Annotated in this window: 14 protein-coding genes; all 14 read right to left on the bottom strand. The window is 66.9% G+C overall.

The window, feature by feature from the left end; all coding sequences use genetic code 11:
• Nucleotides 1-27: 27 nt before the first annotated feature.
• Nucleotides 28-999, bottom strand: a complete 972-nt coding sequence (locus VGK20_10260) for an HlyD family efflux transporter periplasmic adaptor subunit (protein ID HEY2774416.1) — start codon at nucleotides 997-999, stop codon at nucleotides 28-30.
• A gap of 194 nt (nucleotides 1,000-1,193) precedes the next feature.
• A complete protein-coding gene (gene lepB / locus VGK20_10265; GenBank protein HEY2774417.1) occupies nucleotides 1,194-1,862 on the bottom strand; it encodes a signal peptidase I in 669 nt (222 codons plus the stop codon).
• 8 nt (nucleotides 1,863-1,870) lie between these two features.
• Nucleotides 1,871-3,670 carry a translation elongation factor 4 gene (lepA, locus tag VGK20_10270; protein HEY2774418.1) on the bottom strand — a complete coding sequence of 600 codons (1,800 nt, stop codon included), beginning with the start codon at nucleotides 3,668-3,670 and terminating at the stop codon, nucleotides 1,871-1,873.
• 42 nt (nucleotides 3,671-3,712) lie between these two features.
• Nucleotides 3,713-4,633, bottom strand: a complete 921-nt coding sequence (locus VGK20_10275) for an NAD-dependent epimerase/dehydratase family protein (protein ID HEY2774419.1) — start codon at nucleotides 4,631-4,633, stop codon at nucleotides 3,713-3,715.
• The gene (locus VGK20_10280) at nucleotides 4,630-5,574 is read right to left on the bottom strand and encodes a UDP-glucuronic acid decarboxylase family protein (GenBank protein HEY2774420.1); all 945 of its coding nucleotides are present in this window, start codon (nucleotides 5,572-5,574) and stop codon (nucleotides 4,630-4,632) included. The genes VGK20_10275 and VGK20_10280 overlap by 4 nt, the downstream gene beginning before the upstream one ends.
• Before the next feature lie 15 nt (nucleotides 5,575-5,589).
• On the bottom strand, nucleotides 5,590-6,903 hold the full coding sequence (locus VGK20_10285; GenBank protein ID HEY2774421.1) for a UDP-glucose/GDP-mannose dehydrogenase family protein: 1,314 nt from the start codon (nucleotides 6,901-6,903) through the stop codon (nucleotides 5,590-5,592).
• A 251-nt stretch (nucleotides 6,904-7,154) separates the two neighbouring features.
• A complete protein-coding gene (locus VGK20_10290) occupies nucleotides 7,155-8,117 on the bottom strand; it encodes a glycosyltransferase family 2 protein (protein HEY2774422.1) in 963 nt (320 codons plus the stop codon).
• 13 nt (nucleotides 8,118-8,130) lie between these two features.
• Entirely contained in the window at nucleotides 8,131-9,069 is a 939-nt protein-coding gene (locus VGK20_10295; GenBank protein ID HEY2774423.1) for a PfkB family carbohydrate kinase, read from the bottom strand.
• Nucleotides 9,070-9,089: 20 nt separating this feature from the next.
• Entirely contained in the window at nucleotides 9,090-9,962 is an 873-nt protein-coding gene (gene mtnP, locus VGK20_10300; protein HEY2774424.1) for an S-methyl-5'-thioadenosine phosphorylase, read from the bottom strand.
• 93 nt (nucleotides 9,963-10,055) lie between these two features.
• Entirely contained in the window at nucleotides 10,056-10,988 is a 933-nt protein-coding gene (locus tag VGK20_10305; GenBank protein HEY2774425.1) for a diacylglycerol kinase family protein, read from the bottom strand.
• A 7-nt stretch (nucleotides 10,989-10,995) separates the two neighbouring features.
• A complete protein-coding gene (gene rlmN / locus VGK20_10310; GenBank protein ID HEY2774426.1) occupies nucleotides 10,996-12,105 on the bottom strand; it encodes a 23S rRNA (adenine(2503)-C(2))-methyltransferase RlmN in 1,110 nt (369 codons plus the stop codon).
• A 25-nt stretch (nucleotides 12,106-12,130) separates the two neighbouring features.
• Entirely contained in the window at nucleotides 12,131-12,553 is a 423-nt protein-coding gene (ndk, locus tag VGK20_10315; protein HEY2774427.1) for a nucleoside-diphosphate kinase, read from the bottom strand.
• Between the two features lie 32 nt (nucleotides 12,554-12,585).
• Nucleotides 12,586-13,455: a succinate--CoA ligase subunit alpha gene (gene sucD, locus VGK20_10320; protein HEY2774428.1), complete on the bottom strand. Its 870-nt coding sequence runs from the start codon at nucleotides 13,453-13,455 to the stop codon at nucleotides 12,586-12,588.
• Between the two features lie 19 nt (nucleotides 13,456-13,474).
• Nucleotides 13,475-14,728 (bottom strand): ADP-forming succinate--CoA ligase subunit beta, encoded by a 1,254-nt coding sequence (gene sucC, locus VGK20_10325; GenBank protein HEY2774429.1) that lies wholly within the window; start codon nucleotides 14,726-14,728, stop codon nucleotides 13,475-13,477.
• Nucleotides 14,729-14,760: the final 32 nt, after the last annotated feature.

Genomic DNA, 14,760 nt, shown 5'->3' on the forward strand with positions numbered 1-14,760 from the left:
CACACCTCCGCGCCGCACGGTCGTTTCTCAGGGGTGGATCAGGACATCGACCTGGAGGTTGCTGAGGCTGGCCACAGGCTTCGGGTCGTCCAGCAGCACTTCGACTTCGACGATGCGGGCGTCCTTGCGCGCGGCGGGGTCGGTGCCCGTCGCATCCTGCTTGCGCACCTGGAGCCTGACGCGTTCGACCTTTCCCGAAAGAGGCGCAGCCAGCGCGCTGCTCGTCACGGTCGCCTTCTGCCCGACCTTGACGCGGCCGATGTCGGTCTCGTAGATCTCGGCGATCGCGTACATGCGGTCGACGTGCCCCATTTCGAGGACTCCGTCCGCGCCCATCAGTTCTCCCGGGCGCTTGAGGATCCTCAGCACGCGTCCGCCCATCGGCGCTTTCACGTAGCAGCGGTCGAGCTCGGCCTGCGCGCGATCGACCTCCGCCCGGGCCACCGCGACCTTGAGGTCCGCCGCCTGGGTCGCGATCTTCGCCGACGTGCAGGAGCCGGACAGCGCTTTCGCGTCGCCCGCCGCGATGTCGGCCTCTTCGGTGGATGCCACTCCGGTCTTGAGAAGATTCGAGCGTCGCGTCGAGGTCCTCTGCGCAACGTCGGAGCGCGAACAGATGTCCTGCTCCTGCCCCAGCGCCATCGCCGACTCCTTCTCGGCAAGAGCGAGCTCGGCCTTGCGCAGGCCCACCTGGGCCTGCTCGCTCGTCGCGGTGTCGGTGACGGCGAGCAGCTGGCCTTCGGTCACGTCGTCGCCGGCTTCGACCAGCAGCTGGCGCACCACGGCGCCGTTGACGGCGTTGACCATCGACGGCGCCGACACGCGGATGATGCCGTGCTCGGGCTCGATGCGGCCGAGGGCCGACACGGCATCGCCGGCGACGGGAGCGCCTTCGGATGCCTGCGCGGTCGCGGCCGCGGCGGCTGGGGCCGCGGCGAGCGCCAGGCACAGCAGGGCAGCGGCAAATCCGCCGCGATACGTACGTCGATGTGGAACCATGCTGAGGAGCACCCTGGACAGCCCGAACTCCGGGTTCGGCAAGGCACAGCCTCGGGACCGGGTCCCCGAGACGAAACAAAACCCACCTGGATCGAGGCGCGGTTCCTACTCTCGGCCGGCCGTCGTCGCAAGTTTGTCGCGAGCCGGGACCGTGACCGCCGCCACGTCCGTCCGCGAGCCGCACGGCGGCCCGGTCACTGGATCAGCGAGCCCATCCGCGAGAGCCGCGGGCGGAACGTGTCCGAGTCCCACGACCAGTACAGGATGAACGCCTTGCCGAGGATGTCGTCGATCGGAACGGTTCCCCAGAACCGGCTGTCGTGGCTGTGGTCCCGGTTGTCGCCCATCACGAACACCTGTCCGTCCGGAACCGTGAACGGACCGAAATTGTCGCGAGCAGGCACCAGGCGTGCCCCGGGCTCGTACCAGGCGTGCGGGTCGTCGACCTTCTGGCCGTTGATGTAGACGACCTTGTCCTTGACCTCGATGGTGTCGCCGGCAATCGCCTTGACGCGCTTGATGAAATCCTTGGTGCGGTCCTCGGGATAGACGAACACGATGACGTCGTCCTTCTGCGGCTTGAACACCTCGAACACGCGCTTTTCGATGAAGGGAATGCGGATGCCGTAGAGGAACTTGTTGACGAGCAGGTGGTCGCCGACCAGCAGCGTCGGCTTCATCGACTCGCTCGGGATCTTGAAGGCCTGGATGAGGAACGTGCGGATGAACAGCGCCAGCAGGATCGCCATGCCGAACGCTTCGAGGTACTCGCGAAGCGTCGAGCGAACGTCGCCTTTGGCCTGCGTTGCCGCAGCCTGCTTTTCGGGGACCTTCGCGGCGTCGGAGCCGGGTTTCTTCGCCATCGCGGGCTTTACTCCCCGACCTTCAGGATGGCGAGGAACGCCTCCTGGGGAATCTCGACGCTGCCGACCTGCTTCATGCGCTTCTTGCCTTCCTTCTGCTTCTCGAGGAGCTTGCGCTTGCGCGTGATGTCACCGCCGTAGCACTTGGCCGTGACGTTCTTGCGCATGGCCTTGACCGTCTCGCGCGCGACGATCTTGCTGCCGATGGCGGCCTGGATCACGATCTCGAACATCTGACGAGGAATCAACTCCCGCATTCGGCTGGTCAGGTCGCGGCCGCGCAGGAACGCGCGCTCACGGTGACAGATCATCGAGAGCGCGTCCACTTTCTCCCCGTTGATCAGCAGGTCGAGCTTGACCAGGGGCGAGACGCGAAAGCCCACCGGCTCGTAGTCGAGGGAGGCGTAGCCGCGGGACGTGGATTTCAGGCGGTCGTAGAAGTCGTAGACGATCTCCGACAGGGGGATGTCGTACTCGATCACCGCCCTGCCGGCGGTGGGAAAGCGCAGGTCGGTCTGGGTGCCGCGCTTGTCCTCGCACAGGGCCAGCACGCCGCCGACGTACTCGGACGGCACGTGGACGGTGGCTTTGACGTAGGGCTCGGCGATCGAATCGACCCGCGCCAGGTCCGGCAGCTTGGCGGGGCTGTCGATCTCGATCGAGGTGCCGTCGCTCAGGTGCACCTGGTAGACCACCGTCGGCGCCGTCGTGATCAGGCTCAGGCCGAACTCGCGCTCGAGCCGCTCCTGCGTGATCTCGATGTGCAGGAGCCCGAGGAACCCGCAGCGGAATCCGAAGCCGAGCGCCGTCGAAGTCTCGGGCTCGTACGAGAACGACGAGTCGTTGAGCTTGAGCTTCTCGATCGCGTCGCGCAGCGCCTCGTAATCCGAGCTGTCGACCGGATAGATGCCGGCGAACACCATCGGCTTGACGACCTTGAAGCCCGGCAGCGCCTCGCTGCACGGCTCGGCCGCCAGCGTCACCGTATCGCCCACCTTCGCCTCGGCGATGTCCTTGATGGCCGCCGCGAGCACGCCCACTTCGCCCGGCCCGAGCGACTCCACCTCGACCGGGCCCGGCCGGAAGACACCGACGCGAGTGACGTCGTAGTCTCGCGTGGCCTGCAGCAGGCGGACGCGGTCACCCTTGCGAACGGTTCCGTCGATCACGCGGATCTGCACGACGACGCCGAGGTACGGATCGAACCACGAATCGAAGATCAGCGCCTTCAGCGGCGCACCCGGCGTCGTCCGCGGCGGCGGGACTTTCGCGACGATGGCCTCGAGCACCTTGTCGACCCCGAAACCGGTCTTGGCGCTGACCTCGATCGCTTCGGAGGCGTCGATGCCGATCAGGTCCTCGATCTGGCGCCTGGTGCGCGCCGCGTCGGCCGCCGGCAGGTCGATCTTGTTCAGCACCGGCACGATCTCGAGGTCGTGGTCGAGCGCAAGGTAGACGTTGGCCAGCGTCTGAGCCTCGACGCCCTGGCTGGCATCGACGATCAGCAGCGCGCCTTCGCACGCGGAGAGCGACCGGGAGACTTCGTAGCCGAAATCGACGTGGCCCGGCGTATCGATGAGGTTGAGAATGTAGAGAAGGCCGTCGGCGGCGCGATATTCCAGGCGCACGGCGCGAGCCTTGATCGTGATGCCCCGCTCCCGCTCCAGGTCCATGTCGTCGAGCATCTGGTTGGAGCTTTCGCGCGCGCTGACCGTGCCGGTCTTCTCGAGCAGGCGGTCGGCCAGCGTCGACTTGCCGTGGTCGATGTGCGCGATGATCGAAAAGTTGCGAATGCGGGAAACGGACATGCGCGGAAGCGTCCCGGAGCGGCCGCTCGAGAATCGCGACCGCTACGACCGCGAGCGAAAGAAGTCAACCGTCGCGGCAAGCCCGTCGTCGAGACGGACTTGCGGACTCCAGCCGATCTCGCGCCGGGCTTTGTCGAAGCTGAGCACGCTGCGCCGCACCTCGCCTTCCTTGGCCGGCGCGTGCTCGGGCGCGACGTCGTGGCCCGTCAGGCGCCGCAGCTTGGCGTGCAGCTCGACGACGCTCGTCTCCTGGCTCGTGCCGATGTTCACTGCTCCGCAGCAGGCAGACGTGAGAGCCGCAAGGTTCGCACGCACGACGTCACCGACGAACACGTAGTCGCGCGTCTGCTGGCCGTCGCCGTAAATCTGGCAGCTTGTGCCCGCCAGCAGCGCCCTGGAGAAGATCGAGACGACACCGGCCTCACCGTGAGGATCCTGGCGCGGCCCGTAGACGTTCGCATAGCGCAGAGCCACGTAGCGCATTCCGCAGAAACGCCGGTAATATTCGAGGTAGTGCTCGCCGGTGAGCTTGCTGACGCCGTACGGGCAGACGGGGATCGTCGAATGCTCCTCGGTCGTCGGGAACTGGTCGACTTCGCCGTAGACAGTGCCGCCCGACGAGGCGAACAGCACCGCGCCGGTGCCGGCGCGGCGGCAGGCTTCGAGAAGCCGCACGAACCCCACGACGTTGACGTCGGCATCGAACGCCGGGTCCTCGACCGAAAAACGCACGTTCATCTGCGCGGCGTGGTGGCAGAGCACGTCGGGTTTCTCGCTCGCGACGACGGCGGAAGCCTCGCCGCTGCGGATGTCGAGCTGGTGGAAGCGCGCAGCCGCCGGCACCTGGGCGCGGTGCCCGCTCGAGAGATTATCGAGGACGAGGACGTCGTGCCCCGCCGCGACGAACGCATCGGCGAGGTGGGAGCCGATGAACCCGGCGCCGCCCGTGACGAGGATCTTCATGCCGCCGAGGTCAGCTTGTTCCGGAAGAACTCGATGGTGCGCGCCAGGCCGTCGTCCAGTACCACTTTCGGCTCCCAGCCGAGCAGGCGCCGGGCGCGGCCGATGTCGGGCTGGCGCACCTTCGGGTCGTCCTCGGGCAACTCGCGGTAGACGATCCTCGAGCCGGTGCCGGCCAGGTCGCGGATCTTTTCCGCGAAGTCCTGGATGGTCATTTCCGCCGGATTGCCGAGGTTGACCGGCATCGTCTCGTCCGACCACAGCAGCCGCGTCAGGCCTTCGACGAGATCGTCGACGAAACAGAAGCTGCGCGTCTGCGAGCCGTCGCCGTAGACGGTGATTTCCTCGCCCTTCAAGGCCTGGCACATGAAATTCGGCACGACGCGGCCGTCGCGCATGCGCATGCGCGGACCGTAGGTGTTGAAGATCCTCGCGATGCGCGTCTGCACGCCGTGGGTGCGATGGTAGGCCATCGTCATCGCCTCGAGAAACCGCTTGGCCTCGTCGTAGACGCCGCGCGGCCCGATCGGGTTGACGTTGCCCCAGTAGTCTTCCCGCTGGGGGTGCACCAGCGGGTCGCCGTACACTTCAGAAGTGGACGCGACCAGGATGCGTGCGTTCTTCTCGCGAGCCAGCCCGAGCGCCTTGTGGGTGCCGAGCGAGCCGACTTTCAGCGTCTGGATCGGAAGCTCGAGGTAATCGACGGGGCTTGCCGGCGACGCGAAGTGCAGCACGGCATCCAGCGGCCCCTTTACGTAGACGTAGTTGGTGATGTCCTGCTGCAGGAACGTGAACTTCGGATTCGCGAAAAGATGCGCGATGTTGTCGCGGTCGCCGGTGAGCAGGTTGTCGACGGCGATCACGTCGTGACCGTCGGCCAGGTGACGCTCGCAAAGGTGGGAGCCGATGAAACCGGCTCCACCGGTGATCAGTACGCGACCCATCGCTGCGCTTCCTGCCTAGGCCGCCGCTCCACGGCCGATCGGGTAATACGTGAACCCGCGCCCGTGCATGTCCCGGGGCTCCCACAGGTTGCGACCGTCGAAGATCACCGGAGCCTTGAGCATGCCGCGGATGCGGTCGAAGTCGGGATGACGGAACTCGTTCCACTCGGTGACGATGCACAGCGCGTCGGCGCCCGGCAGCGCGTCGTAGTTCTTCGTGCAGTAATTGACCGACTTGCCGAAGAAGCCGCGCGCGACTTCCATCGCCTCCGGATCGTGCACGTTGACGTTGCAGCCGGCGGCCAACAGCTCGCGCACCAGGCCGATCGACGGCGCCTCGCGCATGTCGTCGGTGCGCGGCTTGAACGCCAGTCCCCAGACCGCGAACGTGCGCCCGGCCAGGTTGCCGTCGTAGTGCGCGGCGACCTTCTCGAACAGGCGGCGTTTCTGGCGGTTGTTGACGTCGTCGACGGTGCGCAGCAGCGAGAAGTCCATCCCCGCCTCGGTGGCGGTGTGGATGATCGCGCGTACGTCCTTCGGGAAGCAGGAGCCGCCGTAGCCGAGGCCCGGATAGAGGAAATGCATGCCGAGGCGGCGGTCCGTGCCGATGCCCTGGCGCACCGATGCAACGTCGGCGCCTACCCTTTCGCACAGGTTGGCGATCTCGTTGATGAAGGAGATCTTGACCGCGAGCAGCGAGTTGGCCGCGTACTTGGTCATTTCGGCGCTGGCATTGTCCATCACGAGGATCGGAGCGCCGCCGCGCACGAACGGCGCGTACAGGTCCTTCATGATGTCGGCGGCCTTCTGGCTGGCAGCGCCGATGACGACGCGGTCCGGCTTGAGGAAGTCCTCGATGGCCGCGCCTTCCTTCATGAACTCCGGGTTGGAGACGACGTCGAAGGGATGGGCCGTGCATTCGGCCAGAATGCTGCGCAGCGCAGCCGCCGTGCCGACGGGCACCGTGCTCTTGGTCACGACGACGCGGTAGCCGTCCATCGCGTTGGCGATGTCGCGCGCCGCCTGGTGCACGTAGCGCATGTCGGGCGCGCCGTCATGCTCACCTTGCGGAGTTCCGACTGCGATGAAGCAGACCAGCGACTCGGCCACCGCTTTGCGGACGTCGGTCGTGAACGCGAGGCGTCCCTCCTCGACGTTACGCTGGATCAGCTCCTCGAGCCCAGGCTCGTAAATCGGAACTTCGCCGGCCTTGAGCCTGGCGATCTTCTTCTCGTCGATGTCGACGCATGCGACGTCGTTGCCGCTCTCGGCGAAGCAAGTACCGGCGACCAGCCCGACGTAGCCGGTGCCGATGACACAGATCTTCACTCAGTCGTCTCCTCAAATCTGCGGCGCGCGCCAACTCTCGCGTGCCAACGGGCGGTAAAAAGCCTGTTCCCGCAAGGCCTTACCCGCCTAGTTGTGAATGCGAGAAAGTATCCGCATCCCCCTGCCCCGGCAAGTCGCCGCAGCGCTCCTTGGCAGAAATTTGCGCGCTTTTGCCCTGCGGACAGCCTTCTGCGCATCCCCGGGGCGGCTGCGCGACGGCAAACGGCTGTTCGGCCAGCGTACGCGGTGCGTCAGGCGGAGGATCGGCCGTCGCGAGGCGCCAGGTCCTCGGCCACGGTGTAAATCGGCTTGCCTTGGCTCTCGTGGTAGGTGCGCGCGAGCATTTCGCCGATCAGCCCCATCATCACGAGCTGGACGCCGGTCACGACGAGCAGCACGGCGAGCATCAGGATCGGCCGGTTCGCAAGCGGGTAGCCGAGCACGAGCTTCTCGAAACCGAGCATCGCCAGGATCAGCGCGCCGGCGCCGCCGAGCACGACGCCCCAGACGCCGAAGACGTGGATCGGTCGCGTCGCGTACACCGAAAGGAAACGCACCGTCAGCAGGTCCAGCACGACGCGCACCACGCGCGAGATGCCGTACTTGGAGGTGCCTGCCACGCGCGGGCGGTGATTGACCACCACCTCGTCGACGCGGGCACCGAGATCGGCCGCAATGGCCGGGATGAAACGGTGCATCTCTCCGTACAGGCGCAGCTCCCGCGCGAGCGGTCCGCGGTACGCCTTCAGCATGCAACCGTAGTCGTGCACGTGGACGCCGGTGATCGCACGGATCATCCAGTTGGCAGCCATCGACGGCAGCAGCCTGGTCATCCAGTCGTCCTGGCGATCCAGGCGCCAGCCCGATACCAGGTCCCAGCCTTCCTCGAGCCTCGCGATCAGCCTGGCGATGTCGCGCGGATCGTTCTGGCGATCGGAGTCGAGCGTGACGACGATGTCTCCTGTCGTGCGCTCGAGCCCTGCCGCGACGGCGGCCGTCTGGCCGAAATTGCGGCGGAAGCGCACCACGCGCACGTGCGCATCGCGCTCGTGGATCTCGCGCAGCACGTCGAAGGAGCGGTCGGAGGAGCCGTCGTCGACATAGACGATCTCGTAGCTGCGGCCGAGCGCCGCCAGCGCCTGCGTCAGCTCGTCGTGCAGCGGCCGGAGGTTTTCCTCCTCGTTGAAGACCGGCAGCACGACCGAGACGTCCACCGAAAAACTCCGCTCAGCTCTGGAAGTCGGTGATCGCCATGAACTGGCGGAAACGCTTGTCGATGTCTTCGCGCGCGAGGCCTTTCAGGCGTCCGAGGCCGAAATCCTCGACGGTAAACGACGCGACGACGGTTCCGTAGACGATCGCGCGCCGGAGCGTGCGGCTGGTGACTTCTCCGTCGGCCGCGAGGCTGCCGAACAGGCCGCCGGCGAACGTGTCGCCGGCGCCTGTGGGATCGACGACGTTTTCGAGCGGAAAGGCCGGCACCGCGAAGATCTCCTTGTCCGAGAACTGCAGGGCGCCGTACTCACCGCGCTTGACGATCAGGTGACGCGGCCCCATCGCGAGGATCTTGCGCGCGGCGCGCACCACGTTGTTTTCGCCCGCCAGCAGCATCGCTTCCGAATCGTTGATGCTCAGCAGGTCCACCCGCGCGAGCAGCTCGCGAAGCTCGGCCGGCGCGGCGTGGATCCAGTGGTCCATCGTATCGGCGCCGACGTACTCGGGAGCCTCGAGCTGGCCGAGTACGTCCGACTGCAACGAAGGCTGGATGTTGGCCAGGAACACGAACTCGCTGCCGCGGTACGACTCGGGCAGCTTGGGCTGGAAGCTCTCGAAGACGTTGAGCTTCAGGTCCAGCGTGTCGCGCACGTTCATGTTCTCGTGGTAGCGGCCGTGCCAGCGGAACGTCTCGCCGGCGGTCATCTCGAGCCCGTCGAGGTTGATCCCGCACTCGACGAGAAAGCGGCGCTCGGCTTCCGGAAAGTCCCCGCCGACGACGCCGACGAGGTTGACCGGCGCAAAGAAGCTCGCCGCCACCGAGAAGTAGCTGCAGGCGCCGCCGAGCACCCCTGCCGCACTGCCTCCGGGAGTCTCGACGTGGTCGATCGCCACCGATCCGACCACGCATACCGATTTTGCCGATGAAGCCTTTTTTGCCGTCTTCGCCATCTGAACTGGTCCCCCTTTGCTCACTCGAAAAGCCTGCCGATCAGAAGCTGCAGCCGCTTGCGCGCCTCCGGTGCAATCGCCGACGGCGACGTGATCACTGCGTGGTCGAGGGCGCGCGTGCACGCGCAGGTCCTCGCCACCGATGCCACTTGCGATGCGATCTGCACCACCGCCCGCCTTGCCAGCCCGGCGTTGGCCTCCAGGACCGCCAGGATGTCGGTGACGTCTACCGTCTCGCTCTCGCTGCGCCAGCAGTCGTAGTCGGTGGCCAGCGCGATCGTCGCGAAGCAGATCTCGGCCTCGCGCGCGAGCTTGGCCTCCTGCAGGTTGGTCATGCCGATCACGCTGGCTCCCCAGGAACGGTAGAGCCTGGATTCGGCCCGCGTCGAGAACATCGGCCCTTCCATGCACACGTACGTGCCGCCTTCGTGCACGACGGCGCCCGCGCCGCGTACGCACTCGGCAACCACCGCGGACAGCGGCGCGCAGAACGGGTCGGCGAAGCCGACGTGCGCGACGCAGCCGTTGCCGAAGAACGTCGAGATGCGGCCGCGCGTGCGATCGATGAACTGATCGGGGATGACGACGTGCCCCGGCGCGACATCTTCCCGCAGGCTGCCGACGGCGGAAATCGATACGATGGCCGAGGCCCCGAGCTGCTTGAAGCCGTGGATGTTCGCCCGGTAGTTGAGCTCGCCCGGAGCGATGCGGTGTCCGATGCCGTGGCGAGGCAGGAAGGCAACCGCCTGGTCGCCGATCCGGCCCGTCACGTAGGGATCCGACGGCCTCCCGAACGGAGTATCGAGCTCGACTTCGCGAACGTCAGCCAGGCCGTCGATCCTGTACAGGCCGCTGCCGCCGATCACGCCGAGAACTGCTGCCGATTCCCTCATCGTCTGCCTGGGCTGCGAGCCCCTCCCGCATTCCTGTTCGCCGTCGCGCACGAGCGCCGCAGCCTCGCGCGCGGACGCAGCGCTCCGCCGTGCTCAGCCGCGAACGAAGCGCACCGTAGGCCCCGCCTCGATCGTCAGCACGCGGACGGAAGGAAAAAGCTCTCCATCGACGGTGAACGATTGCGGCTCGGCGAATTCGATACGGAAACGCCGGGCCATGTTGTCATACAAGGTATCGAGCCCTGCGGGAAATCCCCGCCGGAAGCGCGGAAGCCGCCACAGGAGCTGGCCGGGCGTCGCCGGCCCCGCCAGTACGTGGAAACATCCCTGCTTGCGACCGCTGAGATAGAAAGGCTGCACGCCGAGGCCGATGTGGCGCACCGAGCTGGCCAGCACCAGCGTGTAGTCGTGAAACGGCAGCGGCTCGCCGTCGCATTCGGCCTCGCCGCCGAGCACCGGCACGATCCTTTCGATGAACGACCCTTTGCCGAGCCACGACAGGCCGCAGCGAAGCAGGATGCCGGCGGCCGACAGGGGCCCCGGGTTTGCTCCCTCGTAGTATTCCTCGAGGAAATGCGTGATCAGCCCGGCGCCGACGATGCTGCCGTAAATCGAATCGTTGACCCTCAGCAGCGGCCTCTCGACGCAGCGCAGGTCGCGCCGCGAGCGATACGCCGACATCACCTTGCCGAGGAAAGCCTCGGGCAACACCGGCCCCCCGATCGTACGCGACACGTTGTTGATGGTGCCGCCGCGCAGCGCGACAAAGCGCGGCAGGTTCTGCTCGCCCCAGACGCCGACGGCGTGCGAGATGGCGTGGCACAGCGACCCGTCTCCGCCGCTGATCGCGACAATGTCGAACCCCCGCGCGCGAAAGCCCTGCAGCGTCGCATCGAGGGCGTCGAGATTGGCCGTTTCGACGACCTCGCCGTCGCCGCCGACGACGGCCGTCAGGTGCGCGGCAGTGCCCGGCCGTTCGCGGTTTCCCGAGGCCCGCGGATTGACGATCACGCCAATGCCGGCCAACTGCGTCTCAGCCTCCCCGCTTCTCGCGCGAGCCCGCGCTCGCGGCGAGCTGGCCGCACGCAGCCTGGATGTCACGGCCGCGGCTGGCCCGCACCGTGGTGTGAATGCCGTGCGCGAGCACCGTTTCCTGGAACGCGAGCACCGTCCGGTCATCCGGCCGCCGAAAGCCGGAGCCCTCCCATTCGTTGAACGGGATCAGGTTGAGCTTGACCGGAAGACCCGCGAGCAGGCTTGCCACGGCTTCGGCCGCATCGATGCTGTCGTTGATGCCGGCGAGCAGCGTGTACTCGAACGTGATGCGCTTGCGACGCGGCAGCTCGAGCCGCCGGCAGGCGCCGATGAGCTCGGCCAGCGGATAGCGCCGGTTGACCGGCATCAGCGTGTCGCGCACGTCGTCGATCGCCGAGCCCAGCGAAATCGCGATGTGCACGTCGGTCTCGCGCACCAGCCGTTCGAGTTGAGGGACGAGCCCGGCGGTCGAGACGGTGATCCGGCGCGGCGAGATCGCCAGTCCCCACGGCGCCGTCAGGATTTCGATCGAGCGCACCAGCCGGTCATAGTTCGCGAGCGGCTCGCCCATTCCCATGAATACGTAGTTGGTCAGCGGCTCGGGCCTGGCCACCTCGCGCGCCATCATCACCTGGCCGACGATCTCGAAGGGCTCGAGGTTGCGCAGCAGGCCGAGGCGCGCGGTCGCGCAGTACGCGCAGTCGAGTGCGCAGCCGACCTGGCTCGAAATGCACAGCGTCGTGCGCTCGTCTCGCGGGATCAGCACGCTTTCGACGACGCGGCCGTCGGCCAGGCCGACCAGCAGCTTGCGCGTGCCGTCGCTCGACTCATCGAGCAGCGAGCGATCGGGCCGGGTGGTGTCGAAATCTTCTTCGAGCGCCGAGCGCACGACCGCGGGAAGATTGTGCATCTCCGCGACGTCGCAGGGCGGCCGGTTGTAGAGCCATCCGGCGACCTGTCCCGCGCGATACGCGGGGAAGCCGCGCCCGGCGCACCACAGCGAGATCTCGTCGAGAGTCAGCGAGCGGACGTTCTGGCGGCGCGCGCCAGCGCGGGGCCGCGCCGGCGACGGCGCGCCCCCGGGAGCGTCCGTCGCCGCAGCCGTCACGTCGTTCTCCTTCCGGAAAGCCGCCTCAGCGGCTCTGGATCTGGAGGGCGTTGAAGAAATAGCCGATCTCGAACGCGGCCGTTTCCGGTGCGTCCGAGCCGTGCGCAGCGTTGCGCTCGATGTTGGTGCCGTAGAGCTTGCGCACGGTGCCGGCGTCGGCCTTGGCCGGATCGGTCGCACCGAGCAGCTCGCGGTGGCGCAGGATCGCATTCGGGCCCTCGAGCACCGAGACGACGACGGGGCCTTCGGTCATGAACGTACAGAGGTCGTTGAAGAACGGCCTCGCCTTGTGCACGGCGTAGAAGCCTTCTGCCTGGCTGCGCGACAGCTGGATCATCCTCGTCGCGACGAGGTGGAGACCGCCTTTTTCGAAGATGGAAAAGATGCCCCCGATCGCGTTCTTCGCGACCGCATCGGGCTTGACGATGGAAAGGGTCCGTTCGGCCATGTTCTTCTCTGTATCCTTTTCGCTGTTCGCATTCAGCCGCGCATGACCGCGACGAGGGTTTCGCCGAGCTCGGCGGGACTGGGAGCCACTCGAATGCCGGCTGCCTGCAGCGCTTCGATCTTCTCGGCGGCCGTTCCCTTGCCGCCCGATACGATCGCACCGGCATGCCCCATCCGCTTGCCGGGAGGCGCAGTCTGCCCGGCGATGAATCCGGCGACCGGCTTCTTCATGTTCTCCTTGATCCAGGCGGCGGCATCGATCTCCGCCGCGCCGCCGATCTCGCCGAGCATGAACACCGCGTCGGTGTCCGGGTCGTTGTTGAAGAGCCCCAGCGCGTCGATGAACCCGGTGCCGATGATGGGATCGCCGCCGATGCCGATGCAGGTCGACTGCCCGATGCCGCGCAGCGTGAGCTGGTGCACGCACTCGTAGGTGAGAGTGCCGCTCTTGCTGATGACGCCCACGCGACCCGGCTTGTGGATGTAGCCCGGCATGATGCCGACCTTGGCTTCACCCGGCGTGATGATGCCCGGGCAGTTCGGACCGATCAGGCGCGCCTTGCCGCCTTCGAGGCCACGCTTGACGCGGACCATGTCGGCGACCGGAATTCCCTCGGTAATGCAGACGATCAGCGCGATGCCCGAATCGGCGGCCTCGAGGATCGCGTCGGCAGCTCCGGCCGGCGGCACGTAGATGACGGACACGTCGCAGCCCTGCTGTGCAACCGCGTCGGCCACCGTGTCGTAGATCGGGACGCCTTCCCACGAGGTGCCCGACTTTCCGGGCTTGACGGCTGCGACCATCTTGGTGCCGTAGTCGCGGCAGCCGAGCAGGTGGAACTGGCCGGTCTTGCCCAGGCCCTGGGTGACGACGCGGCTTTTCGAAGACAGTAGAATCGACACTTCGCGTGCTCCCGCCGCCTCAGTGAGCTTTGCCGGCGGCTTCGACGGCCTTCTTCGCGCCGTCGGCCATGTCGGCGGCCGTGATGATGCCGAGCCCGGAGGCACCGATGATGCGCTTGCCTTCGTCGACGTTGGTTCCTTCCATGCGCACGACGAGCGGAACCTTGACGCCGACCTGCCTGGACGCCTCCACCACTCCCTGCGCCAGCACGTCGCACTTCATGATGCCGCCGAAAATGTTGATGAAAACGGCCTTCACGTTGGCGTCCGACAGGATGATCTTGAATGCCTCGGCGACCTTCTGCGTGGTGGCGCCGCCGCCGACGTCGCAGAAATTGGCCGGCTCGCCGCCGTGGTGATGGATGATGTCCATCGTCGCCATCGCAAGACCCGCGCCATTGACCATGCAACCGATGTTGCCGCTGAGCGCGATGTACGAAAGGTCGAACTTCGCGGCCGCCCTCTCCTTCGGGTCTTCTTCGTTTTCGTCGCGCAGCTCGCGGACGTCGTCGTGGCGGTACAGCGCGTTGTCGTCGATCGAGACTTTCGCGTCCAGCGCGAGCGGACTTCCGTCGCCGGTCTGCACCAGGGGATTGATCTCGACCAGAGACGCATCGACTCCGACGTACGCGTTGTAGATGGCGTGGAAGAACGCGACCCACTCGTCGAGCTTCGCGGCCGGCACGGCGAGCTGGAACGCGAGGCGACGCGCCTGGTGGTCCTGCAGCCCGAGAGCCGGATCGACGGTGACGCGAAAGATCTTCTCCGGAGTCGTCGCGGCGACGTGCTCGATGTCCATGCCGCCGGCCTGGCTGGCCATCAGGATCACGCGCCCGACGGCGCGGTCCAGAAGCACCGACAGGTACAGCTCGCGGCCGATATCGCAGCCTTCCTCGACGAGCACGCGGCGCACCTGGCGCCCGGAAGCGCCGGTCTGGCGCGTGACGAGGATCTTGCCGAGAATCGCGCGCGCGGCGGCGGTCGCATCGGCGGCCGACTTGACGACGCGCACCCCGCCCTTGCGGTCGTGCTTCGGAAGTCCTTCCTTGGCGAGGTTCTTCGCGAAGATCGCAGCCGCATCCGCTTCGCTGTCGACGACGGCGCCGGCACCGCGGCCGCCGGCGTGGATCTGCGCCTTGACGACGACGACGGCGCTGCCGAGCTTTGCGGCGATCTCGCCGGCCTTCTCGGGAGTCTCGGCGACTTCGCCGCGAGGGACGCGCACGCCGTAACGCGCGATCAGCGCTTTTGCCTGGAACTCGTGAAGATTCATCGGCGGCCTGCTCTCCTGCTCTTCGCTTGCTT

The organism is Candidatus Binatia bacterium, assembly GCA_036493895.1.
In the GTDB taxonomy this organism is placed as follows: Bacteria; Desulfobacterota; Binatia; order UBA1149; family CAITLU01; genus DATNBU01.

What these genes read in the sequence shown, in the direction of transcription:
- VGK20_10260 (HEY2774416.1), bottom strand. Translation starts at nt 999, where the DNA reads ATGGTTCCACATCGACGTACGTATCGCGGCGGATTTGCCGCTGCCCTG.
- lepB (HEY2774417.1), bottom strand. Translation starts at nt 1,862, where the DNA reads ATGGCGAAGAAACCCGGCTCCGACGCCGCGAAGGTCCCCGAAAAGCAG.
- lepA (HEY2774418.1), bottom strand. Translation starts at nt 3,670, where the DNA reads ATGTCCGTTTCCCGCATTCGCAACTTTTCGATCATCGCGCACATCGAC.
- VGK20_10275 (HEY2774419.1), bottom strand. Translation starts at nt 4,633, where the DNA reads ATGAAGATCCTCGTCACGGGCGGCGCCGGGTTCATCGGCTCCCACCTC.
- VGK20_10280 (HEY2774420.1), bottom strand. Translation starts at nt 5,574, where the DNA reads ATGGGTCGCGTACTGATCACCGGTGGAGCCGGTTTCATCGGCTCCCAC.
- VGK20_10295 (HEY2774423.1), bottom strand. Translation starts at nt 9,069, where the DNA reads ATGGCGAAGACGGCAAAAAAGGCTTCATCGGCAAAATCGGTATGCGTG.
- mtnP (HEY2774424.1), bottom strand. Translation starts at nt 9,962, where the DNA reads ATGAGGGAATCGGCAGCAGTTCTCGGCGTGATCGGCGGCAGCGGCCTG.
- ndk (HEY2774427.1), bottom strand. Translation starts at nt 12,553, where the DNA reads ATGGCCGAACGGACCCTTTCCATCGTCAAGCCCGATGCGGTCGCGAAG.
- sucC (HEY2774429.1), bottom strand. Translation starts at nt 14,728, where the DNA reads ATGAATCTTCACGAGTTCCAGGCAAAAGCGCTGATCGCGCGTTACGGC.